Source organism: Kribbella sp. NPDC056951 (assembly GCF_042674205.1).
Lineage (GTDB): Bacteria > Actinomycetota > Actinomycetes > Propionibacteriales > Kribbellaceae > Kribbella > Kribbella yunnanensis.
Genome location: NZ_JBHUQZ010000002.1, coordinates 324,156 through 344,955, shown reverse-complemented (window position 1 = coordinate 344,955; position 20,800 = coordinate 324,156). Strand labels below are relative to the sequence as shown.

General features: G+C 67.2%; 23 protein-coding genes. 13 read left to right on the top strand and 10 right to left on the bottom strand.

Translation table 11 applies throughout. From position 1 onward, the window contains the following. The first annotated feature begins 37 nt into the window (after window positions 1-37). On the top strand, window positions 38-1,438 hold the full coding sequence (locus ACFTSF_RS09225; protein WP_380153368.1) for an APC family permease: 1,401 nt from the start codon (window positions 38-40) through the stop codon (window positions 1,436-1,438). On the opposite strand, the gene ACFTSF_RS09220 is transcribed toward ACFTSF_RS09225, so the two are convergent. Next, window positions 1,380-2,579 carry a Cmx/CmrA family chloramphenicol efflux MFS transporter gene (locus tag ACFTSF_RS09220; RefSeq protein WP_380153367.1) on the bottom strand — a complete coding sequence of 400 codons (1,200 nt, stop codon included), beginning with the start codon at window positions 2,577-2,579 and terminating at the stop codon, window positions 1,380-1,382. The genes ACFTSF_RS09225 and ACFTSF_RS09220 overlap by 59 nt on opposite strands. 114 nt (window positions 2,580-2,693) lie before the next feature. Here ACFTSF_RS09220 and ACFTSF_RS09215 point away from each other — a divergent pair, with 114 nt between their 5' ends. Next, window positions 2,694-3,308: a rhomboid family intramembrane serine protease gene (locus ACFTSF_RS09215; RefSeq protein ID WP_380153366.1), complete on the top strand. Its 615-nt coding sequence runs from the start codon at window positions 2,694-2,696 to the stop codon at window positions 3,306-3,308. On the opposite strand, the gene ACFTSF_RS09210 is transcribed toward ACFTSF_RS09215, so the two are convergent. Beyond that, a complete protein-coding gene (locus ACFTSF_RS09210) occupies window positions 3,300-4,220 on the bottom strand; it encodes a threonine/serine dehydratase (RefSeq protein ID WP_380153365.1) in 921 nt (306 codons plus the stop codon). The genes ACFTSF_RS09215 and ACFTSF_RS09210 overlap by 9 nt on opposite strands. A 25-nt stretch (window positions 4,221-4,245) precedes the next feature. Here ACFTSF_RS09210 and ACFTSF_RS09205 point away from each other — a divergent pair, with 25 nt between their 5' ends. Next, window positions 4,246-6,114, top strand: a complete 1,869-nt coding sequence (locus ACFTSF_RS09205; protein ID WP_380153364.1) for a propionyl-CoA synthetase — start codon at window positions 4,246-4,248, stop codon at window positions 6,112-6,114. A gap of 91 nt (window positions 6,115-6,205) precedes the next feature. On the opposite strand, the gene ACFTSF_RS09200 is transcribed toward ACFTSF_RS09205, so the two are convergent. Beyond that, window positions 6,206-6,979 carry an alpha/beta fold hydrolase gene (locus tag ACFTSF_RS09200; protein WP_380153363.1) on the bottom strand — a complete coding sequence of 258 codons (774 nt, stop codon included), beginning with the start codon at window positions 6,977-6,979 and terminating at the stop codon, window positions 6,206-6,208. 36 nt (window positions 6,980-7,015) lie between these two features. On the opposite strand from ACFTSF_RS09200, the gene ACFTSF_RS09195 reads away from it, so the two are divergent. Continuing rightward, on the top strand, window positions 7,016-7,666 hold the full coding sequence (locus ACFTSF_RS09195) for an SDR family oxidoreductase (protein WP_344147671.1): 651 nt from the start codon (window positions 7,016-7,018) through the stop codon (window positions 7,664-7,666). Window positions 7,667-7,696: 30 nt separating this feature from the next. After that, the gene (locus tag ACFTSF_RS09190) at window positions 7,697-8,122 is read left to right on the top strand and encodes an OsmC family protein (RefSeq protein WP_344147669.1); all 426 of its coding nucleotides are present in this window, start codon (window positions 7,697-7,699) and stop codon (window positions 8,120-8,122) included. On the opposite strand, the gene ACFTSF_RS09185 is transcribed toward ACFTSF_RS09190, so the two are convergent. The 3 genes from ACFTSF_RS09185 to ACFTSF_RS09175 all read right to left on the bottom strand — a co-directional run bounded on the left by ACFTSF_RS09185 (window position 8,103) and on the right by ACFTSF_RS09175 (window position 10,644). After that, window positions 8,103-8,888: an SDR family oxidoreductase gene (locus ACFTSF_RS09185; RefSeq protein ID WP_380153362.1), complete on the bottom strand. Its 786-nt coding sequence runs from the start codon at window positions 8,886-8,888 to the stop codon at window positions 8,103-8,105. The genes ACFTSF_RS09190 and ACFTSF_RS09185 overlap by 20 nt on opposite strands. Beyond that, window positions 8,888-9,724 carry a hypothetical protein gene (locus tag ACFTSF_RS09180; RefSeq protein WP_380153361.1) on the bottom strand — a complete coding sequence of 279 codons (837 nt, stop codon included), beginning with the start codon at window positions 9,722-9,724 and terminating at the stop codon, window positions 8,888-8,890. The genes ACFTSF_RS09185 and ACFTSF_RS09180 overlap by 1 nt, the downstream gene beginning before the upstream one ends. 62 nt (window positions 9,725-9,786) lie before the next feature. Next, window positions 9,787-10,644: a toxin-antitoxin system, toxin component gene (locus ACFTSF_RS09175; RefSeq protein ID WP_380153360.1), complete on the bottom strand. Its 858-nt coding sequence runs from the start codon at window positions 10,642-10,644 to the stop codon at window positions 9,787-9,789. Window positions 10,645-10,781: 137 nt separating this feature from the next. Between ACFTSF_RS09175 and ACFTSF_RS09170 the strand changes: the two genes are divergently transcribed. From ACFTSF_RS09170 to ACFTSF_RS09155, 4 genes are read left to right on the top strand one after another with little or no spacing between them, the layout of a single operon-like run. Next, on the top strand, window positions 10,782-11,732 hold the full coding sequence (locus ACFTSF_RS09170; protein WP_380153359.1) for a helix-turn-helix transcriptional regulator: 951 nt from the start codon (window positions 10,782-10,784) through the stop codon (window positions 11,730-11,732). Next, complete coding sequence (locus ACFTSF_RS09165; RefSeq protein ID WP_380153358.1) at window positions 11,725-12,015, top strand: DUF1905 domain-containing protein; 291 nt, start codon at window positions 11,725-11,727, stop codon at window positions 12,013-12,015. The genes ACFTSF_RS09170 and ACFTSF_RS09165 overlap by 8 nt, the downstream gene beginning before the upstream one ends. A 34-nt stretch (window positions 12,016-12,049) precedes the next feature. Next, window positions 12,050-12,613 carry a hypothetical protein gene (locus tag ACFTSF_RS09160; protein ID WP_380153357.1) on the top strand — a complete coding sequence of 188 codons (564 nt, stop codon included), beginning with the start codon at window positions 12,050-12,052 and terminating at the stop codon, window positions 12,611-12,613. An 11-nt stretch (window positions 12,614-12,624) separates the two neighbouring features. Further along, window positions 12,625-13,179 carry a cysteine hydrolase family protein gene (locus ACFTSF_RS09155; protein WP_380153356.1) on the top strand — a complete coding sequence of 185 codons (555 nt, stop codon included), beginning with the start codon at window positions 12,625-12,627 and terminating at the stop codon, window positions 13,177-13,179. Here the strand turns inward: ACFTSF_RS09155 and ACFTSF_RS09150 are convergent. Beyond that, on the bottom strand, window positions 13,169-13,828 hold the full coding sequence (locus ACFTSF_RS09150; protein ID WP_380153355.1) for an HAD family hydrolase: 660 nt from the start codon (window positions 13,826-13,828) through the stop codon (window positions 13,169-13,171). The two genes, ACFTSF_RS09155 and ACFTSF_RS09150, sit on opposite strands and share 11 nt — an antisense overlap. 19 nt (window positions 13,829-13,847) lie before the next feature. After that, window positions 13,848-14,702, bottom strand: coding sequence for an aldo/keto reductase (locus tag ACFTSF_RS09145; RefSeq protein WP_380153354.1), 855 nt, complete (start codon window positions 14,700-14,702; stop codon window positions 13,848-13,850). Between the two features lie 229 nt (window positions 14,703-14,931). On the opposite strand from ACFTSF_RS09145, the gene ACFTSF_RS09140 reads away from it, so the two are divergent. Beyond that, window positions 14,932-16,083: a lipid II:glycine glycyltransferase FemX gene (locus tag ACFTSF_RS09140; protein WP_380153353.1), complete on the top strand. Its 1,152-nt coding sequence runs from the start codon at window positions 14,932-14,934 to the stop codon at window positions 16,081-16,083. A 7-nt stretch (window positions 16,084-16,090) separates the two neighbouring features. On the opposite strand, the gene ACFTSF_RS09135 is transcribed toward ACFTSF_RS09140, so the two are convergent. Then, window positions 16,091-16,714, bottom strand: coding sequence for an AAA family ATPase (locus tag ACFTSF_RS09135; RefSeq protein ID WP_380153352.1), 624 nt, complete (start codon window positions 16,712-16,714; stop codon window positions 16,091-16,093). After that, a complete protein-coding gene (locus ACFTSF_RS09130; RefSeq protein ID WP_380153351.1) occupies window positions 16,711-17,421 on the bottom strand; it encodes an SDR family oxidoreductase in 711 nt (236 codons plus the stop codon). The genes ACFTSF_RS09135 and ACFTSF_RS09130 overlap by 4 nt, the downstream gene beginning before the upstream one ends. Before the next feature lie 59 nt (window positions 17,422-17,480). Here ACFTSF_RS09130 and ACFTSF_RS09125 point away from each other — a divergent pair, with 59 nt between their 5' ends. From ACFTSF_RS09125 to ACFTSF_RS09115, 3 genes are read left to right on the top strand one after another with little or no spacing between them, the layout of a single operon-like run. Continuing rightward, complete coding sequence (locus ACFTSF_RS09125) at window positions 17,481-18,242, top strand: SAM-dependent methyltransferase (RefSeq protein WP_380153350.1); 762 nt, start codon at window positions 17,481-17,483, stop codon at window positions 18,240-18,242. Beyond that, entirely contained in the window at window positions 18,239-19,048 is an 810-nt protein-coding gene (locus tag ACFTSF_RS09120; protein WP_380153349.1) for a DUF3626 domain-containing protein, read from the top strand. Before ACFTSF_RS09125 ends, ACFTSF_RS09120 begins: the two co-directional genes overlap by 4 nt. 39 nt (window positions 19,049-19,087) lie before the next feature. Then, on the top strand, window positions 19,088-20,686 hold the full coding sequence (locus tag ACFTSF_RS09115; RefSeq protein ID WP_380153348.1) for a DUF222 domain-containing protein: 1,599 nt from the start codon (window positions 19,088-19,090) through the stop codon (window positions 20,684-20,686). The last annotated feature ends 114 nt before the right edge of the window (window positions 20,687-20,800 follow it).

Below are 20,800 nucleotides of genomic sequence, written 5' to 3'. Positions count from 1 at the left end.
GAGCATGTCCTCTACGCTCCGATCTCAGGGAGGCACGATGAGTGAGACGACGGCGGTATCCGACCGTCCGGAACTGAAACGGGTCATGGGTCCCGGGCTGTTGCTGCTGTTCGTGGTCGGCGACATCCTCGGTACCGGCGTGTACGCGCTGACCGGGAAGGTGGCCGGGCAGGTCGGCGGTGCGGTCTGGTTGCCGTTCCTGTGCGCGTTCGTCGTGGCGCTGCTGACCGCGACCGCCTACCTCGAGCTCGTCACGAAGTACCCGAAGGCCGGCGGGGCCGCGGTCTACACGCACAAGGCGTTCGGCATCCACATCCTGACCTTCCTGCTGACCTTCGCGGTGATGTGCTCCGGTCTGACCTCGGCCTCCAGCGCTTCGAAGGCGTTCTCGGCGAACTTCTTCGTCGCCGCCGGCATCGGCAAGGGGCACGGTACGGCGCTGATGATCACCGCCCTCACGTTCATGACGCTGATCGCGCTGGTGAACCTGCGCGGCGTCGGCGAGAGCGTGAAGGCGAACGTCGTACTGACGTGTGTCGAGCTGACCGGTCTGCTGATCGTGATCGCCGTCGGCGCCTGGGCGCTGCTCAACGGCGACGGCAACACCGCACGGCTGACCGAGTTCAAGGTGCCGGAGGGGGAGACGGCGTTCGGTGCGGTGACCGCTGCGACCGCGCTGGCGTTCTTCGCGATGGTCGGCTTCGAGGACTCGGTGAACATGGCCGAGGAGACCAAGGACCCGGTCCGGATCTTCCCGAAGATGATGCTGATCGGCCTGAGCATCACCGGCGTCATCTACGTGGCCGTGGCCATCTCCGCGATCGCGCTGGTGCCGCCGGACAAGCTGAGCTCCGGCGATGCGCCGCTGCTCGAGGTGATCAAGGCCGGTGCACCGGGCTTCCCGCTCGAGATCTTCGCCTGGATCACCATGTTCGCGGTCGCCAACTCGGCGCTGATCAACATGCTGATGGCCAGCCGCCTGCTGTACGGCATGTCGCACGAGAAGGTGCTGCCGGGTCCGCTCGGCCGCGTCCTGCACAAGCGACGGACGCCGTACATCGCGATCTTCTTCACCACCGCGCTCGCCTTCGTCCTGATCGGGTACGCCGACCTGACGGCACTCGGCGGTACGACGGCGTTCCTGCTGCTGTGTGTGTTCGCGATCGTGAACGTCGCCGTCCTGGTGCTGCGCCGGGACAAGGTCGAGCACAAGCACTTCCGGGCTCCGACCGTGCTGCCGGTGATCGGCGCGGTCCTGTGCGTCTACTTGGCCAGCCCGCTGTCCGGGCGGGCGACGAAGGACTACAAGATCGCCGGCTGGCTGATGCTGCTCGGCATCGCGCTGTGGGCGGTCACCTGGTTGCTGAACAAGTACGTGTTCAAGCGGAAGGCTGACTTCGACCCGTCACACCTTGACCCGAGTGGTCCGGTGAACTGACCGGCAGATAGGCGGCCACCACGACCGTCGCGAGGGCCGTGAGCCCGGTGACGACCGCGATCCAGCCGAGGGAGCGATACCCGGCCCCCGCGTTGATCGCGATCCCACCGAGCCACGGCCCGAGTGTTATGCCGATGTTGAACGACGAGAAGTTCGTCGCGGTCGCCAATGTCGGGGCGTTGCCGGCCAGGCTGAACACCCGGGCGTTGAGCGCCGGGTTCACCGCGAAGCCGAAGCCGCCGAGCAGGAAGATGGTCGCGACCGCCACGACCGGACTGCCGGCGGTGAGCGCCAGCACGGCCGACAGGACGACCAGCCCGCTGATCCCGGTGAAGAGCGTGTGGAACGGCATCGCGTCCGCGGTCCGGCCGCCGAGCGCGATCCCGATGAACGACCCGAGCCCGTAGAGCGCAAGCACACCCGGTACGGCGCCCGGTGGGAGTCCAGTGGTCTGGATGAGCAGCGGTGCGAGGTAGCTGAACACGACGAGGATCGATGCCGTGACGAGTGCCGTCGTTGCGAATGCAAGCCACAACCGCGGGCTTCGTAGAGCTCTGAGCTCCTCCCGCAGCCGAGGTGCGGCCGCCGGATCCGGCCGCCCGGCGGGAATCGTCCGCACGATGCCGACCATCGCGAGCAGGCACAAGCCGGCGACGGTCCAGAACGCGGCCCGCCAACCGAGGTGCTGACCGAGCACGGTCCCGATCGGTAGGCCGACGATGGTCGCGATCGTTAGACCACCTGTCACGATGCTCATCGCGCGCGCCCGGCGATTGGTCGGAACCAGCGCCACGACTGTGACTGCGGCGACCGACCAGAACCCGGCGTACACGAAGGCGCCGATGATGCGGGTGGCGAGCAGGACGGCGTAGTTCGGAGTGAGCGCGCCGGCGATGTGGGTCAGCGCGAAGACGCCGAGGAACAGCAACAGCGCCGTACGGCGAGACCATTTCAGTGTCAGTACGGCGAGGATCGGGGCGCCGAGCAGCATGCCGAGCGCGAACGCCGAGATCAGCAGACCTGCAGCTGGGATCGATACCCCGAGGTCCTCGGACAGCTCGGGTAACAGTCCGGCGAGCATCAGCTCGGACGTTCCCTGCGCGAAAATGCTCAACCCAAGCACGTAGACAGCGACCGGCATCGCGTTTCCCCCAAGCCCCACTCGTCAGCCACCTTGAGTATCCCAGAGATCACGCTGCGCTGTCGCCGCGCCCGCCGAGTCCTGAGACTTGGTCCAGTACGGCATCGTGGTGGCATGAGCTTTCAGACACCGGCGAAGCGGACCGGGCGGACGGTCGACACCTCCCGGATCGGGAGTGGACTGAAGCTGCTTGCCGCGCTGATCGGGCTGATGTGGCTCAGCGAGATCGTCGACACGGCGCTGAACGGTCGCCTCGATCAGTACGGGATCATCGCCCGCGATCCCGAGGGACTCGTCGGCATCATCACGTCGCCGTTCCTGCACCTCGGATTCGGTCACCTGATCTCGAACACGCTGCCGCTCGTTACTCTCGGCGCCCTGATAGCTCTCAGCGGCGCCGCCCGCCTCGCCGCAGTCACCGCCGTCGTCGCAGTGATCGGCGGCTTCGGCACCTGGCTGATCTCACCACCCAACACGATCACCATCGGCGCCAGCGGCGTCGTCTTCGGCTACGCCGCCTACCTCGTCACCCGCGGCATCTTCAACCGCCGCCTCACCCAGGTCCTCGTCGGCGTCCTGGTGATCGGCGTCTGGGGAAGCGCCCTGCTAGGCGGCCTCCTGCCCCAAGACGGCATCTCCTGGCAAGGCCACCTCTTCGGCGCCGTAGCCGGCATCCTCGCCGCCTGGCTCCTAGCCGACGACAAACCAAAGGTGAGGCGTTCAGCCTAGGGTTGCGGGGTCGGTGTTCGCTCCGCAGACCAGTACGACGACGCGTTCGCCGGCGGCGGGTTGGTAGACACCTGAGTCGAGGGCGGCGAAGGCTGTGGCGGCACCATGCTCGACGGCCAAGTGGTAGTCGTGCCAGAGCTTGCGGCGGGCCGCGATGATCGCTTCCTCCTCGACCAGCAGCGACCCGATACCTTCCCGCTGCGCAACCGCGAAGGCAATATCCCCAAGCCGCCGCGACCCAAGCGAATCAGCCGCGACACCACCAACCGGTCCGTCGACCGGCTGACCAGCTTCCAGCGCGCGATGCAGATCGGGTGCGAGCACCGGCTCGACCCCGATCACCTTGGCCCGGTCGCCGATCCCCGTCGCGATCCCGGCGACGAGACCACCACCGCCGACCGCGACCAGCACGGTGTCGAACGCGTCAACCTGCTCCAGCAGTTCGAGCCCGATCGTGCCCTGACCGGCGACGATCTCCGGCTGGTCGAAGGCATGCACAAGCAACGCATCAGTCTCGTCGCGAGCAATCAACGCCGCCGCGTAAGCCTCGGCGTACTCGTTCCCGACCTGAACCACCTCAGCGCCGAGAGTGCGCAGCTTGGCGACCTTAGGCGCCGGCGCATTGACGGGGACGAAGATCCGCGCCGGTACGCCGAGCTCGCGCGCGGCGTACGCGGACGCCAGACCCGCATTCCCACCCGAGGCCGCGACAACGCCCTGACCGGTCAGTTGCCCGTTCTCCTTCGCGAGCAGCAACCGGTTGAACGCACCCCGGGGCTTGAACGAACCGGTGTGCTGCAGCAACTCGAGCTTGAACACGACCCCGGGCGACACCTCGATCACCGGCGTACGCCGTACCCGTCCGCTGATCCGCTCTGCCGCCGCCCGCACGTCCTCGACATTTACCGTCATGCGTCAACCCTGCCACGATGCTGGCATGGGTGCGTATGACGAGAGTTACCGGCGGAGCCTGGACGACCCGGAAGCCTTCTGGCTCGAAGCAGCGGAGGCAATCACCTGGACGACTCCACCCACCCGCGCGCTCGACGACTCGGGCGCACCGCTCTACCGATGGTTCCCCGACGCTGCGCTCAACACGTCGTACAACTGTCTGGACCGGCACATCGAAGCGGGCCACGGCGACCGGGTAGCGCTCATCCACGACTCACCGGTCACCGACAGCTCGACCTCGTTCACGTACGCCGAACTTCGCGACAAGGTCGCCCGGTTCGCCGGAGTGCTCGCTGGGCTGGGGGTCGGCAAGGGTGATCGAGTCATCGTCTACCTGCCGATGGTCCCCGAGGCAGTCATCGCGATGCTCGCGTGCGCCCGGCTCGGGGCGATCCACTCGGTCGTCTTCGGCGGCTTCGCTCCGAAGGAACTCGCCGCCCGGATCGACGACGCAACACCGCGGGTGATCGTGTCCGCCTCCTGCGGCATCGAACCGACGCGCGTGGTCGAGTACAAGCCGATCATCGACGAGGCCCTGACACTCAGCACGCATCAGCCCGAACACACGATCATCCTGCAACGTCCCGCCGTACAGGCCGAGCTCGGTGAACGCGACCTCGACTGGGCCGCGCTAGACGCTTCGCAGGCCGATCCCGTCCCCGTCGCGGCGACCGACCCGCTGTACATCCTGTACACGTCCGGTACGACCGGGAAGCCGAAAGGCGTCGTCCGCGACAACGGCGGCCACGCGGTCGCCCTGGCCTGGTCGATGCGCGCGATCTACGACATCGGCCCGGGCGACGTGTGGTGGACCGCGTCCGATGTCGGTTGGGTGGTCGGCCACTCCTACATCGTCTACGCGCCACTCCTGGTCGGCGCGACGACTGTCCTGTACGAAGGCAAGCCCGTCGGTACGCCGGACGCGGGCGCGTTCTGGCGGGTCATCGCCGAGCACGGAGCCAGCGCTCTCTTCACCGCACCGACCGCGATCCGCGCCATCAAGAAGGTCGACCCGGAAGCGAAGCTGGCTGCCGGCTACGACCTGAGCCGCCTGCGCACCCTCTTCCTAGCCGGCGAACGCCTCGACCCCGAGACCTACCGCTGGGCCCATGAGCACCTCAACGTCCCGGTCGTCGACCACTGGTGGCAGACCGAAACCGGCTGGCCGATCGCCGCCAATCCCCGAGGCCTCGAACCGCTACCCACCAAACCCGGCTCGGCCACCGTCCCGGTCCCCGGCTGGGACGTGCAGGTCCTGGACGGTGCCGGCGAGCGGCAGCCGGCGGGGGAGGAGGGCTCGATCGCGATCAAGCTGCCGCTGCCACCCGGCGCGCTCCCGACGCTGTGGGGTGACGATCAGCGCTATGTCGACAATTACCTGACCCGGTACGACGGCTACTACCTGACGGGCGACTCCGGCTACCTCGACGAGGACGGCTATGTCTTCGTGATGGGCCGCACCGACGACGTCATCAACGTGGCAGGCCATCGCCTCTCCACCGGAGCCATGGAAGCCGTCCTCGCTGCGCACCCTGCCGTCGCCGAGTGCGCGGTCATCGGAGTCCACGACGCCCTCAAGGGTCAGCTTCCACGAGGTCTCGTCGTCCTCAAAGCCGGCGCCGACATCGACCCCGATGTCCTGCAGGCCGAGCTCGTCGCCGCGGTCCGCCGCGAGATCGGCCCGGTCGCCGCGTTCCGTGACGTCTCCGTCGTCGACGGTCTCCCGAAGACCCGCTCCGGCAAGATCCTCCGCAAAACCATGCGCGGTATCGCCGACGGCCGCGACGAACCCGTCCCCTCGACGATCGAAGACCCCACCGTCCTCGACGCCCTCCGCCCCATCCTCCGGGGGTAGGCGGACACCAGGCCCATCACAACTGACCCTCACCGGCCGGCACCCGCGGGAGCACCCGCGCGGCAACCAATTGTGATGGCCTTTGGGTCCGCTACCCAGCCTCCAGGAACGCCAGCGCGAGCGGACTAGCCACCGCTCGGTACTCGTGGAAGTACGCGTGACGGGCGCCGTGGATGATCTCGGCGCGGGAGTTCGGGATGCGGTCGGCCAGCAGCTGAGCGTTGGCGACCGGGCTGAAGATGTCCTCCGAGCCGTGCAGGATCAGCGTCGGCGCAGTGATCTCAGGCAGCTGCTCCCAGGCTTCATGCTTGTTGCTCGCGACCAGGTGCCGCCCCTTCGCGTACGGCGGCATGTCGCGATCCCCGAGAACCGGGTACGGACCGGGATTCGCAGCCCGCCACTGCGGCGTGTACATCAGGTCGACGAGCACCCGCCCACCACGAACCGGGTCGGCGAGCGCCCGCCGCAGTTCCTGACTGCGCTCATACCCGTGCGCCGGACCAGGCGACGTACAGCCGAGGATCAGCCGGTCGAGCCGATCCGCGTGGTTGATGGCGACCCACTGTGCGACCCGCCCGCCCATCGAGGTCCCGTAGACGTGCGCGCTCGGCAGACCGAGTTCGTCGAGGACCGCGATCACGTCCTCGGCGAAACCGGGGGTGCTGTAGACCTCATCCGGTTTGTCGCTGATCCCGGTACCGCGCCAGTCCAGTGTGATCGTCTGGTACGCCGCTTCGAAGTCGCCGCGGACCGGGTCCCACCAGGTGTGATTGTTCGACTGACCGGCCAGCAGGACCAGTGGTTGCCCTGCGCCACTGACCTGGTAACCGATCCGGACACCATCAAGTGCTGTTGCATACGGCACCCGCCCAGTCTGCCCGATGCGAGCTAGGCTGCGGGCATGCGAGTCGTGATTGCGGGTGGACACGGGCAGATCGCTTTGCGGTTGACGAAGCTGCTGAGTGGTGACGGACACGAGGTGGTCGGGCTGGTCCGGAACCCCGATCACGAGGCCGATATCGCCGCGGCCGGCGGACAGGCCGCCGTACTGGATCTTGAGCAGGCCGAGACCGACGCAGTCGCCGCCGTACTGGCGCAGGCTGATGTCGCGATCTTCTCGGCGGGCGCGGGTCCGGGCAGTGGGAACGACCGGAAGGACACCGTGGATCGAGGCGCGGCCGCGTTGTTCGCGGATGCGTCCGAGCAGGCCGGTGTACGGCGGCACATCCAGGTCAGCTCGATGGGCGCCGACCGAGCGGACACGCTGACCGGCGACGAGTCGTTCACGATCTATTTGCGCGCGAAGAAGGCGGCCGAGGATGATCTGCGCGGCCGCGACCTGGACTGGACGATCCTCCGGCCGGGGCACCTGACCAACGACCCCGGGACCGGGCAGATCCTGATCGCCGACCAGACCGGTAACGGCAGCATCAGCCGGGACGACGTGGCGCTGACCCTGGCCGGTCTGTGTACGGCGACGGCCTCGATCGGCCGCATTCTCGAACTCGTGACCGGAGACACCCCGGTCGACGAGGCACTCGCAAACCTCTGACGTTGCCGCGGGCAACAGATTGTGATGGCTATGGGCGACTCTCTGCGTCAGGTCGGCTTCGAGCGCCTGGCGAACAGCAGCTACCGGGTGACCAACGACCGCGGGGGCAGCATCACCGTCGGTTCGGGTGGTGAGGACACGGACTTCACGCCGGTCGAGCTGCTGCTGGCCGCGATCGGGACGTGTTCGGCGATCGACGTCGACGTCGTGGTCAGCCGGCGGGCGGAGCCGACCGAGTTCAGCGCGGTGGTTCGCGGTGACAAGATCCGCGACGCCGAGCAGGGCAACCGGATGGAGAACCTGGCGGTCGAGTTCACGATCCGGTTCCCCGAGGGCGAGGACGGCGACAAGGCCCGCGAGGCGCTGCCGCGCGCGGTGAAGATGTCGCACGACCGGCTCTGCACGGTCAGCCGCACCGTCGAGCTCGGTACGCCGGTCACGACCGAGGCGGTCTGAGGAATTCGCTCACCGGACGCAGCCTGGTGTTGAGCACCTGCTGCGTCCGCGTGCTGTCGAGCCGGATATGCGAGACCGCACCCGGCACCGCCGGAAGGGCTTCGGGGTCGAGACCATCCCGGACCGCGATCAGTCGCCCGAGCTCCAGCCGGCTCACCGCTTCAGGCCCGGCCACGTGTACGACGCCCGTTCGCTCAGACGGCATGAGCTCGAGCAAGGCGGTCGCGAGGTCGGTGACATGCACCGGGCAGCGGATGTTCTCGGTGAACAACGCTCCGGGCGCTCCACCGGCGAGCGCATGAGTCAGCCGCTCAGATTCCGACTGCCCCTCGGATCCGACGATCAACGACGTACGGGCGATCAGGGCATTCGGGTGGATCGCGCGGATCGCGGTCTCGGCCGCGGCCTTCGCAGCGCCGTACGGGTTGGTCGGGCAGGGCGCGGCATCTTCGTCGTACCGGTCGGGTCCGCTGCCGAAGACCGCATCGGTCGAGACGAAGACCAGCCTGATGTCGCGCGCGGCGACCGCGAGGTTGGCGGGACCGTCTGCCGTCGTGACCCAGTCGTCCTGCTTGAACGCTGTGTGGATGATCGCGTCCGGCCGGACCCGCTGAATGACCGCTTTGACCTCGGCGCGGTCGCGGACGTCGAGGCGTACGCCGCCGTCGACCGGCGCCGAGTGATAGGTCGGTACGACGTCATGGTCCGCCAGCTGGACGACTTCGCGTCCGAGCAGGCCGGCCGCGCCGGTGACCAGGAGCCTCATCAGCTCAGCTTATGGCGCTCCAACCGCCAGCCGACGGTTCGCATGGAGCGGCGAACTTCCGCGACAGTCCGGATCTTGCGCGGCCCCCACCACACCTGTGACGGCTTGTGAAAGATCCAACCGTCGCCGATGGTGATCGCGGCGTGCTGCACGAGACCCTCGTGGGTTCGCCACACGAAGACGGTTCCGGGATCGTTGTCGCGGCCGCCCCGGACGGTGTGGGCGGCGAGCCACTCCTCGAACGGCTCCCGCTGCATCCAGACCGACTCCGCGCCCGCGACTCCGGTGGCGGCCATGACGGTGCCGAAGCAGTTCGGTCCGCTGCCGTCGGGGAAGGTGCCGGCCAGCTCCTTGACGCGGGGGAGCGAGGCGGGCCAGGTGGTCACCTCGGTGTGCCGGCTCGCGTCGTACTCCTCGTTGACGATCTTGAGCAGAACCTCGGCCTTGTGCTCGGCGAGCAGGGACTTCCACCAGACGAACCGGTGACCGTCGGCTTGTGCCTTGAGCTCGGGACCGAGTAGCCCTTGCCATTTGCGGACTGTCGGGACCGAGTTGCGACCGTGCCGTACCTGCGCCCGGACGAGCTGGGCGCGAATCGGCTTGTCGAGGGCGGCGAACTGCGGTTCGCTCAGCCACGCGATCACGGTCGCGGTCGAGTCGACGGCGTACGTCTGGAAGGTGTCGCGGTCCTCGCGGCTGGGCTCGCGGTCGTCGTTCTCGAAACCCCACGCCTGCGCCTGTTGCGGGGTGAGGAAGAACGGCTGCTGGTCAGGGGCGAGCCAGTCGGCCCATTTGTCGAGGAGTGACGGCGGGACGTCGATACCGAGAGCTCTCACGCGGTCACCCTGACACAGGAGGCACCTTGGAGGCCCGGCCTTTTCGGCCGGGCCCCGTCAGGTCACTTCGCGCCGAGACAGAGCGTGTAGCGGGTGTAGCGCTCCTGCTTCGTGTACGACGCCTCGTAGCCGGGGAACTGCTCACACCGGCTGTCGTCGGTGGTGTTGTCCAGCTTGCCGACGACGCGGTACTGCGCCTCCGAGCTGGTGCAGTCGACGACCTTCACGTCCGGGTCGGAGTCGCTGCCCTTGTTGACGACACAGGACCCGACGGTCGCCTCGCTGGTCGACGTCGTGGTGATGTTGGCGATCACTATCGCCGCGATGATCGCGATCGGGATCAGCAGCATGAAGACCTGCGGACGCTTGAACAGCGGCTTGCCCGGGTCCATCGGCGGGCGCTGACCCGGCTGCGGCTCCGGCAGCTGCTTGAACTTCTGCGCCGGACCAAGGTTGGACAGCATCACGAACGGCGTCACGATCGCCGAGCCGATACCCCACCAGCCTTGGACCATGGTCTTCGCGGTCATGTCGCGCACAGTCGCCGTACCGCAGGTCTTGCAGAACGGACCGGTTAGCTTGAGCCAGCGCATCACGATCAGCATGCCCTGGTGACCGCGCACGGTCGCGTCGACCGCCGGGAAGCCACCGCAGAACCGGCACGTGCCCGGCTGGAACTGCTGCTGCTGCGGGAACTGCTGGGGCTGGCCACCCGGCTGGGCGTACTGCTGCTGGTACGGACCCGGCTGCTGTCCGTACGGCGCCTGTGGCTGTCCGTACTGACCTGGTTGGGGCTGCGGCTGACCCGGCTGGGGCTGACCGGGCTGGGTGTACTGCGGGAACTGCTCCGGCGGGGGACCGTAGTTGCCGGGCTGACCGGGGTACGGGTTCTGGGGTGGTTGGGGAGGGGATGTGGTCACGAAAACTTCCTGGGACTAGAAGCTTGAAAACGAACTCCCGAACCTTACTCACTGCCGGAGTCCACTTACCTTCTCGGTTAGGCTTTTGCACCGGACGACCTCCTTCCGGAATGGCGGTCTGCTGTCGAAGGGACGCGATGGCACACGACGTGAGCCCCACGGCGCGGACACTGACCGTGCTCGAGCTGATCCAGAACCGCCCCGGCATCACCGCCGAGCAACTGGGCGACAAACTCGGCGTCTCCGAACGTGCCGCCCGCCGGTACGTCGCGATCCTGCGCGAGGCCGAGATCCCGATCGAGTCCGTCCGCGGCCCGTACGGCGGTTATCGCGTCGGCCGCGGTCTGCGGCTACCGCCCCTGATGTTCAGCACCACCGAGGCCCTCGGCCTGGTGATGGCCGTCCTCGAAGGACCACGCGGCGCCGATGATCCCGTGGAGAGCGCTCTCGGCAAGATCATCCGCGTTCTCCCCGAACCGATCGCCCGCTCCACCGACGCCGTCCGCAAGGTCAGCGCCCGCGCCGCCGACCCCGGCATCCGCACCCCCGAGCCGGCGATCACCGCAGCCCTGGTCGCCGCCAGCACCGAACGCCGCCGCGTAGTCGTCGACTACGCCCTCGCCTCCGACCGGGTCACCCCGATGGAGGTCGACCCGTGGGCGGTCGTCGTACGGCGTGGTCGTTGGTACCTCCTGTGCTGGTCCCACGCGAAGGATGCGCAGCGTGTCCTCCGCATAGACAAGGTCCAAGGTGTAGCGGAGACCGGCGCCGACTTCTGCGCCCCCGACGACCTGGATCCACTCGCCGTCGTCGAAGAGCACCTGGCCAAGAACTGGAAGTACCCCATCGAGGTCGTCATCGACGCCCCGATCGACCAGGTCCGCCACCGCATTCCCCGCAGCATGGGCCGCCTGGAAGCGATCACCGAAACTCAAACCCGCCTACTGGCCAGCACCGACGAGCCGTCCTGGTACATCGGCAAACTCGCCGAAATAGACGCCCCCTTCCGAATCCTCGGCTCCCCGGAAATGCAGGAAGCCTCCCGGAACCTGGGCCAACGATTGCTGGAGGCAAGTAACAGTGCGTGAGCTCGAGTTCACCGGCGAGATCTGGTTCTGGCGCGGGCCGGCCCCCTGGTACTTCATCACCGTCCCCGACGAAGAATGCGCCTACCTAGAATCCGAGTCCGGCTACGTCAGCTACGGCTGGGGAATGATCCCCGTCACCGCCGAAATCGGCACCAGCACCTGGGACACCTCGCTCTTCCCCAAAGACGGCAACTACATCGTCCCCATCAAGGCAGCCATCCGCCGAGCCCAATCCCTCGACGACGGCGACACCCCCGTAGTCCGCCTCCGCATCCGCACCTGAAAAAACTGTCGGAGCCCCCCGCTACCGTCTCACCATGGGCACCCCATGGGCCTCGGCACTAACCACCGTCGCCGACCACCTCACCAGCAACCACCTCAAGTGGCTGCTACTAGGCAGCGCCGCCACCACCCTCCACGGCGTCCCCCTCACCCCCGCCGACCTCGACATCGCCGTCCGCACGCCCGCCGACGTACACCGAGCCGCTGCCGTTATGCCGACGCCAGGCACGATCACCGAGTTCTCGCACGACGGAGAGTCGTGGACGCTCGGCCGCTGGTCGATCGCTGGTGTGAAGGTCGAGCTGGCCTTCATCGACGCGCCAGCGGTGGCCGACCTGCTGCTCGAGGCTCGCTCGCTGGCGGTGTGGCCCGAGCGCGTGACTCTGCACTGCGACGGCCGGCCTATCCCGACCGTGCCGATCGAGGTGCAGCTCGCCACGATGGTGGCGCGGGAGCAAGCCGAGCGGATCGAGGCGACGCTCGGTGCCATTGGCGCGCTCAACCTGCCGCTCCTGCGCCGTGCGCTTGCGGACAGACAGGCGGACGTGCCCAGCATGACCGTTCCTGAATCGCTACAAGTTCTACTTGCTCGAGTTTGAGGAGAGTTGAGATGACCACGCTGTCTGATCGGCCGAATGCGGCGCTGTTGGTGATTGATGTGCAGAACGGGGTTGTGGCCGGGGCGCATGAGCGGGATCAGGTTGTTGCGAACATCAACACGGCGATCGACGCGGCCCGCACGAACGGCGTACCGGTGGTTTGGATCCAGCACTCGAGTGAGCATCTGGTGAAGGAGAGCGAGGAGTGGGAGTTCGTGCCTGAGCTCAAGCGGGAGGCTTCCGAGGCGCTCGTGCCGAAGACGTTCCCGGACTCCTTCGAGGAGACCGACCTTGAGTCTGTCCTGGCGGCCGGCGGGATCGGTCGGGTCTTCCTCACCGGCGCGCAGACTGATGAGTGCATTCGCTCAACGCTGCACGGCGCGATCACGCGTGGCTATGACGTCACCCTGGTCTCCGACGCGCACACCACCGAGGACATGTCCGAGTACGGCGCTCCGACGCCGGACAAGGTGATCGCGCACACCAACCTGTACTGGCAGTACCACCGAGCACCTGGCCGCATCGCGGGCATCCAATCAGCCGCGGAACTGTCCTTCACCAGTTGAGCTCGTCCAGGCTGGCGATCCGCCGCACACCGACATCGGCGTGCTGACCGGACCTCGCCAGCAGGACAGCGCCCATACCGACAGCGAGTGCTCCGTCGATGTCGTTCGTGAGCGAGTCGCCGACCATCAGCGCCTGATCGGGCTCAACCCCGATCAGCGTCAACGCCTGCCGGAACGCCCGCGGGTCGGGCTTGCCGGCGGGCAACTCCTCCGACGAGATGAAGCGGTCGATCTCCGCGGTCAGCCCGAAGCGGTCGAGTTTCTGCTGCTGATGCGCCGTGTTCCCGTTGCTGAAGATCACCACCCGCAGCCCGGCGGCGCGAGCCCGTCGTACCGCCGGGATGGCATCGTCGAACAACCGCCACCCAGCCTCATACCGCCACAGATACCCGTCGAAGATCGCATCGATCTCCGTGTCATCGGCGTGCAGACCGAGAAACTCCCGCACCCGAGCACGACGCTGCTCGTCGAACGTCAACTCCCGACGCTGATACCTCCGATAGTGCCGCTCAGACACAGCCGCCCAGCGCTCAGCAACATCCGGCCCCTTGATCCCATACTGCGCAGCCCACTCGACGACCGCCCGGGCCGCCGCGCCCTCTTGCTCGACCAGGGTCCCGTCCAGATCGAACAACACAACCTTGAGCACGCGGCGACCTCCGGTTCGGTTAGCTAGACGGTACGGCGTCGAGCGTGGCGATGTCGGCGGGGGAGAGGTGGATGAATTCGGCGGTCAGGTTCTCCTTCAGGTGCGGGACACTGCTGGTACCGGGAATGGCGAGCATGTGCTCACCCCGGCTCAACGTCCACGCGAGACGGATCTGCGCCGGCGTCGCCTCATGCGCCTCGGCGATCTGCCGAACCACATCGGGAGAGTCGACTCCACCCGTCTCCCGAGACGCACCCGCCAGTGCGAAGTACGGGACGTAGGCGACACCCTGCTCGCCACACAGCCGGACGAGCTCGTCATTCACCCGTCCGAACCCCACGCCGTACCGGTTCTGCACGGCGACGACCGGCGCGATCTCCTGCGCCTGAGCAAGATGATGCACCTTGATATTCGACAGTCCGAGTCCGCGGATCAGTCCCTTGTCCCGCAACTCAGCCAGTACGCCGAAGTGCTCGGCCACCGACTCCAGTCCCTGCTGGCGCAGGTAGACCACATCGAGCGTCTCCCGGCCGAGATCACGCAGCTCCCGCTCCACCAGTCCAGGCAACTCGTCCGGCCGAGCCAACGGACTGTCCAACGCCCCGACCTTCGTCGCGATCACCACATCCCCGTCGTACGACGTCAACGCCTCCCGCACGACCTCGTTCGCCCACCGCAGTGACTCCATCGCCCGCACATCGTCGGACGGCGAAGTCGTCGGATAGAACGCCGCCGTGTCCAGATGATTCACCCCCAGCTCCACCGCTCGCCGGACCAGCGCGACCGCGTTCGCCCGGACCTCGCTCCCGGATCCCGACCCCGCCAGCCGCTTCGTACCGAACCCGACCCGCCGCACACCCTGCCAAAACTCCACGGACTTGCACCTCGCAATTTCAGCTGATATGTTTATTGATAGGAATGCATTTCCATTCCATTTGGGCATTCGCTCAGAATAAACCAAGAATTGATTCCGGTCCACCTTTTACAGGTGGATTTTTTCTTGCCCCGGCCCGGTCCCTGGCCGGCGGATCCCCAGCCCACTTGTGACTTTTCGGCGCTTCGTCGCGTCTCTATAGGTAGAGGCGATCGCTGGGGAGGACACTGTGAGGACCGAAGTCCGGACACGTTCGGAAGTACTCGAAATCGGAGTTATCGCTCCGCCGGAATACCACGCACTGGCCGATATCCACGGTGGCCGGAGCTATCTCCAAGTGGCATCCTGGGCGGCCGTGAAAGCGGAGTGGAGCTCTGAATTACTCGCCTGGCGCAACAGCGACGGCGAGGTCGTCGGCACCACGCTCGTCCTGTACCGCCGGCTCCCAGGCGTCTCCCGCTGGTACGCCTACCTCCCAGAAGGCCCGGACATCGACTGGGCTGATCCGCGACTCGAGCGGTGGCTGGATCCGCTCCTCGAGCACCTGGATCGGCGCCAAGTGTTCGCCGTCCGGCTGGGACCGCCCGCCGTACTGAAGCGCTGGCAGGCAACCACCCTCAAGACCTCCGTACGGCGTGGGCGTCGCGTCGACGACGTACTTCCGGACGTCGTCGAGCCGGTCGGTTCGTCGGTCGCCGAGCGGCTACGCGACCTCGGCTGGAATCGCGGTGGGGAGGAGGGGACGGGTGGCGATGCGCAGCCGCGGTATCTGTTCCAGGTCCCGATCGGCGGCCGAACGCATGCCGAGTTGTGGAGCGGTCTGAGCAAGGAGTGGAAGCGCAACATCCAGAAGGCCGAGAAGTCCGGGATCGAGATCCGGCAAGGCGGAGAGAGCGATCTCCCGGCGTTCTTCGAGTTGCTGCAGACAACAGAGCGCCGCAACGGCTTCCGGCTCGGCCGGAGCCTGGCCTACTACCAGCGCCAGTACCGCGTGATGAACGCCGAGCGCCCCGGCCGGATGCGCCTCTACCTGTCCACCTGGCACGGCGAGGTACTGGCCGCGCACACGATGAACGTGGTCGGCCGGCGAGTCTGGTACCAGTCCGGCGCCTCGGCCAACCACCGTCGCGACGTCCGCCCGAGCCACGTCCTGCAGTGGAAGATGATGACGGACGCGCAGCAGTTGGGTGCCGACCGGTACGACATGCGCGGGGTGTCCGACTCACTCGATCCCGAGGATCGCGCTTTCGGCTTGCTGCGCTGGAAGCTGGGCACAGGCGGCGAGCTAGTCCAAACAGTCGGAGAATGGGAGCGCGCTCTCCCCGGCCCGATCAACCAGCTGCTTCTCCGAGCGATGACCCGCTACCGCGCCCGCGGCTGAGAGCTCGCTAATCGGGCTCTCGGCTGAGGATCCCGCGATCGGTGTCGCGGCCGAGGAACCCGTCGGCTTCAGCGGCTCGGACAACGGCCGCGGCACGCTCCTCCGGCGTGAGCGCGGCCGAGTCCAGCCGCAGATCGAAGTGACCCTCCAGCCCCACACCGAAATGCCCGCGCGCATTACCGAGATGCCGCCCGTGGTTGCGCTCCAGCTCGCGCCCCTCGATCACCTCGAGCGGCGCCTCGACCGAGATCCAATAGACCGCTCTCCCATGCAGCGCGCGCCGCCAGGCCGGCATGATCGATGCGTCCACCGGCATCTCGTCGAGAATGACGTGGTTCCCCGCATCCAGCAGCGCCAGCACAGCGGCCCGCATCCCCTCGAACATTCGCCGACCGGCCTCGCCGTAGTGCGTCACGATCCGCGGCTTCCCGTCCGGATCGGTCAACGTCTCCTGCCAGAACCCAGGCCCAGGCCCGCGCCGATGACCGCCCCAGTCCGACGGGAACATGTCGTAGAAGTGATCCAAACCGACCAGCAGATACGGCTCAGGCAGCACGAGTTGCAGTTGCTTCGCAGTACTCGATTTCCCGGCACTCGACGTACCGACGAGGGCGATCAATCGACCGCTCACCAGGGGATCTCGCCGTTGTCATCGTGGAAAGATCCGGAGGGAGCGCTCTCTGGGAGCGTCGCAAAGCGGTGGATCAAGGCCGCCGCCAGAACCGGAGAGCGCGTGGCCTCGGGGGACATGTCGGTGGCGGTGTAGCCGGGATTGACGGCATTGATCTTGATCGCGGTATCGCGAAGCTCGACAGCGAACGCCACTGTCAGCGCATTGAGCGCCGACTTGGACGTGTTGTAGGCGAGCCCATTCCACTCCGGCCGCCAGTCGGGCCGGCTGACCGTGGCGAGCGAACCCGATCCCGACGACACGTTCACAATGCGACCGGCCTCGGCCTCGCGCAGCAGTGGCAGAAATGCCTTCGTCACGCTGAACACCCCGAACACATTCGTCTCGTAGGTCGCCCGCAACACGTCGAGCGCCAACTCACTCGGCGCCGGCTCGGCCGGCGCGACAGCCGCATTGTTGATCAGTACGTCGAGCCGCCCGAACCGCTGCTGAATCTCCGCAGCCGCCGCACCAACGCTGATCGGATCACTCACGTCGAGTACGACGGACTCCACCTGCAGTTCGGTGGCAGCGCGCTGTCCGCGAACCGCATCCCGCGCACCGATCACCACCAGATGACCCGACTGTGCGAGCTGCCGCGCGACCTCAAACCCGATACCGCGCGCACCTCCGGTGACCAGCGCGACCTTGCCGTCGTACGTCGTCATGCAGTTGCCCTCTCGGAAATGCGTTGCCGCCGTACCGGCGTCCTGTCATCTTCTAACAGATGCCACCTACGACTGCGCAACAACTTCAGGCAGCGCTCACGAGAGAGCGCTATCCCCGTAGCTCCGGCTACGACCCAGCCTGGATCGTCGACGTACCGATGGGTCCGCACCCGCTGTGGTGCGTCGAGTCGCTGATGGAAGTCATGACCCTCGAACCGGGCATGCGCGTTCTCGACCTGGGCTGCGGCGCAGCGGTCTCGTCGATTTTCCTGGCCCGCGAGTACGGCGTCGAAGTCTGGGCCGCCGACCTGTGGACCGACCCGACCGACAACTGGGAGCGGATCCGTACCTGGGACGTCGCCGACCGCGTACACCCGATCCGAGCCGAAGCACGCGAACTGCCATTCGCGCACGGATTCTTCGACGCGGTGGTCAGCATCGGCGCGTACCACTACTTCGGCACCGAGGCCCGGTACCTCGCCTACCTCCTCGAGTTCCTGAAACCACAAGGCGCGGTCGGCTTCGTCGCGCCCGGCCTCGCCCACGACCCCGGCCCGACGCTCCCGCCGTACCTGGCCAAACGCTGGACCCCGGACTTCTTCACCTGGCAGACCCCCGACTGGTGGCGCAACCACTGGCAACGCACCGAACTCGTCAACATCGCCACCGCGGAGATGGTCCCCGGCGGCTGGGACGACTGGCTCCAATGGCTCCGAGCCTGCGACCTCGTCGACCGCGGCTACGCCCCCGACGCCACCATGCTCGAGGTCGACCAAGGCGAACTCCTAGGCCTGGTCCGCGTGCTAGCCCACCGCCGGTGATCACCCTCCAGTTCCACCCGGACTGGCCCTACCAAGCCGGCACCGTGATCGACTCAATGGTTGCCGACGGCACCTACCGCTCCCAGTTCAGCACCGGCACCTCCAACGGCGGCCTGACCGCCCACCCCGGCGGCGACCGCTGGCACTGGGAGTCCCGCCTCTTCGCCGGCCGGTACGACGACGCTCCCGCCACATCCCGCCCCGTCTACGGAGCCTGGAACCGTCGCGCCGACCCGTACGGGGGAGCGGTCCGCTTCGGTTCCTCCTACGTGCGCCTACGTCCCGAGCTCCTGGACCGCGCAACCTTCTGCTTCCCCGACTCGGTCTACGAGCCATCCGACTTCGGCGACCAGAGAGCGCTCTCCGCTCTCTGCGCCCTAGCCGACGCCTCCGAGCTAGGCGACCTGGACGACGCCGTCGAAGCCCACATCCACGGCCCAGTCCGCTTCACCACCGACGTAGAGGCCGTAGTACTAGACCCCTCCTTCGCCGACACCCCAACCGCAACCGCCGCCAACCAACTCGGCTGCCCCGTCGAATACCACCCCGGCTTCCAGGTCCACGCCAACGCAATCGACCCCACCTACCGAGGCCCCCACATAGTCACCCTGGCCAAATCCCTGGGCCCCACTGATCACCCCAGCCCTAATCGGCCAAGCAGCCCGAACCACCGCCATCCCCACCCAACACCTAAAACACCTCTGGCACTGCCTAGCCCACTTCGGCCGCACCCCACCCGTGGGCAAATTGAGTGCGCAACCAGCCCCCAAATAGCCCACACATCCCTTGTAAATAAGGGCTTCTGAGCTCGAAAACTGTCGGTGCCCATGTCTAAGCTGTTGGGTATGGAGATGTTGGCGTTGCCCCCGGTGTGGTCGCTGAGCGGCGGGGAACTGCTGTCCACTCTCGACACCGTGGAGGCTGCCACCGCCCTGCTGAATACCTACAAACTCCAACTCCTAGGCGGGCTGGACGAGATGGGCATCGCCCGCGAGCTGGGCGCCCGCGACACCGTCGAACTGGTCTCGGAACGCTACCTTCGCGACCCGGTCGAGGTCCGCAAAGACCTCACCTTCACCACCGCCCTGCACAAGTACCCGGCCGTCACCGCCGCCCTACCAGACCCCGCAGACCCCGTGCGCCAGGCGGTCGTGTCTCCCGACCAGGCCAAGGTCATCGTCAAGACCCTGGAGAAGGCCCCCTCCACCGTCCCGGTCGAACACCTGACCGTCGCCGAAGAACAGTTGGTCGAGGCCGCCCGGCTCGCCAACCCCCGCGAACTCACCCGGTTCGGCCACAAGGTCCTGTCCACCTTGGACACCGACGGCCCAGAACCAGCCGAGGACGAAGCTCACACGAAAAGGTCACTGCGGCTCCGACGCACCGACGGTGGAGTGAAGTTCTCCGGGTTCCTGCCCGGTGCCGACGGCGAACAGCTCGAAACCCAGATCCACACCCTGTCCAAACCCCACAAGACCATCGACGGCGAGCGAGACCCACGCACTCGCGACCAGCGCCAAGCCGACGCCCTGACGATCGTCATGAACTCCGCCGCCGGCAACCCCGACTACCCCGGCGTCCCGCACCTCACCGTCACCATCGACTTCAACGACCTCGCCGCCGCCACCCTCGCCGCCACCCCAGCCCCCTTCGGCGGCACGGCCGACGCAAGCACAGCCGACGCGAGCGGTGCCGGTGCAGTCGCGGGCGACACGAGCCGAGCCGGTGCGGTCGGGGCCGGCGCCGTCGAGGGCGGTGCGACTGGTCTCGGTGCGGCAGGTCGAGGTGGTGGAGTAGGTGAGTTGGTGTTCGGCGGCAACCTGTCCGCCGGCGCCGTGCGTCTGCTGGCCTGTGACGCCGCGGTGCTCCCGATCGTGCTGGGCGGTGATTCGCAACCGTTGGATGTGGGCCGCGAGCAGCGCTTCGTGAACCGCTACATCCGCCGCGCATTGAACAAACGCGACAAAGGCTGCGTCGTCTGCAAAGCACCACCGTGGATGTGCCACGCCCACCACCTCATCCACTGGGCCAACGGCGGCCCCACCAGCCTGCAGAACCTCGCGTTGCTGTGCGCCTTCCACCACCGCGCCGTCCACAACGGCCAATGGAGCATCACCATCGTCGACGGCATCGCCCAAGTCACCCGCCCGCCCTGGGCAGACCCACCCCGCGCCGATCCCGCCGCACTAGCCGAGCTAGTCGGCTGGGTCACCCCTGCCCACAGCACCAGCGCCAGTGCCAGTGCCGACAGTGCCAATGGCAGAAGAGCCCGGGTCAGCAGCAACCCAGCTCATGAGCAGCCGGACCGGCTCCCGCCCGCCAGCACCCTCCCCAACCCAGGACTGGCCGCCGCCCGCGAAGCCCTCCGGACTCGGCTCACCGCAGTGGCACCCAGCTACACCGACCCGTGGGGAACCAACGCCACCCCCACAGCCGGACCGTAAGAACCACGCCATCCGATCCACCAACACCACCGTCCACCATCACCCCACCGCGGCAGCCGGTCCCCAGACCGGCCTGCGGCCCTACCCACGCCGACTGCACAACCATCGCATTTA

What these genes read in the sequence shown, in the direction of transcription:
- ACFTSF_RS09185 (WP_380153362.1), bottom strand. Translation starts at nt 8,888, where the DNA reads ATGAGGCTCCTGGTCACCGGCGCGGCCGGCCTGCTCGGACGCGAAGTC.
- ACFTSF_RS09130 (WP_380153351.1), bottom strand. Translation starts at nt 17,421, where the DNA reads ATGACGACGTACGACGGCAAGGTCGCGCTGGTCACCGGAGGTGCGCGC.
- ACFTSF_RS09210 (WP_380153365.1), bottom strand. Translation starts at nt 4,220, where the DNA reads ATGACGGTAAATGTCGAGGACGTGCGGGCGGCGGCAGAGCGGATCAGC.
- ACFTSF_RS09225 (WP_380153368.1), top strand. Translation starts at nt 38, where the DNA reads ATGAGTGAGACGACGGCGGTATCCGACCGTCCGGAACTGAAACGGGTC.
- ACFTSF_RS09195 (WP_344147671.1), top strand. Translation starts at nt 7,016, where the DNA reads ATGCGAGTCGTGATTGCGGGTGGACACGGGCAGATCGCTTTGCGGTTG.
- ACFTSF_RS09155 (WP_380153356.1), top strand. Translation starts at nt 12,625, where the DNA reads ATGACCACGCTGTCTGATCGGCCGAATGCGGCGCTGTTGGTGATTGAT.
- ACFTSF_RS09125 (WP_380153350.1), top strand. Translation starts at nt 17,481, where the DNA reads ATGCCACCTACGACTGCGCAACAACTTCAGGCAGCGCTCACGAGAGAG.
- ACFTSF_RS09190 (WP_344147669.1), top strand. Translation starts at nt 7,697, where the DNA reads ATGGGCGACTCTCTGCGTCAGGTCGGCTTCGAGCGCCTGGCGAACAGC.
- ACFTSF_RS09205 (WP_380153364.1), top strand. Translation starts at nt 4,246, where the DNA reads ATGGGTGCGTATGACGAGAGTTACCGGCGGAGCCTGGACGACCCGGAA.
- ACFTSF_RS09160 (WP_380153357.1), top strand. Translation starts at nt 12,050, where the DNA reads ATGGGCACCCCATGGGCCTCGGCACTAACCACCGTCGCCGACCACCTC.
- ACFTSF_RS09220 (WP_380153367.1), bottom strand. Translation starts at nt 2,579, where the DNA reads ATGCCGGTCGCTGTCTACGTGCTTGGGTTGAGCATTTTCGCGCAGGGA.
- ACFTSF_RS09115 (WP_380153348.1), top strand. Translation starts at nt 19,088, where the DNA reads ATGGAGATGTTGGCGTTGCCCCCGGTGTGGTCGCTGAGCGGCGGGGAA.
- ACFTSF_RS09170 (WP_380153359.1), top strand. Translation starts at nt 10,782, where the DNA reads ATGGCACACGACGTGAGCCCCACGGCGCGGACACTGACCGTGCTCGAG.
- ACFTSF_RS09215 (WP_380153366.1), top strand. Translation starts at nt 2,694, where the DNA reads ATGAGCTTTCAGACACCGGCGAAGCGGACCGGGCGGACGGTCGACACC.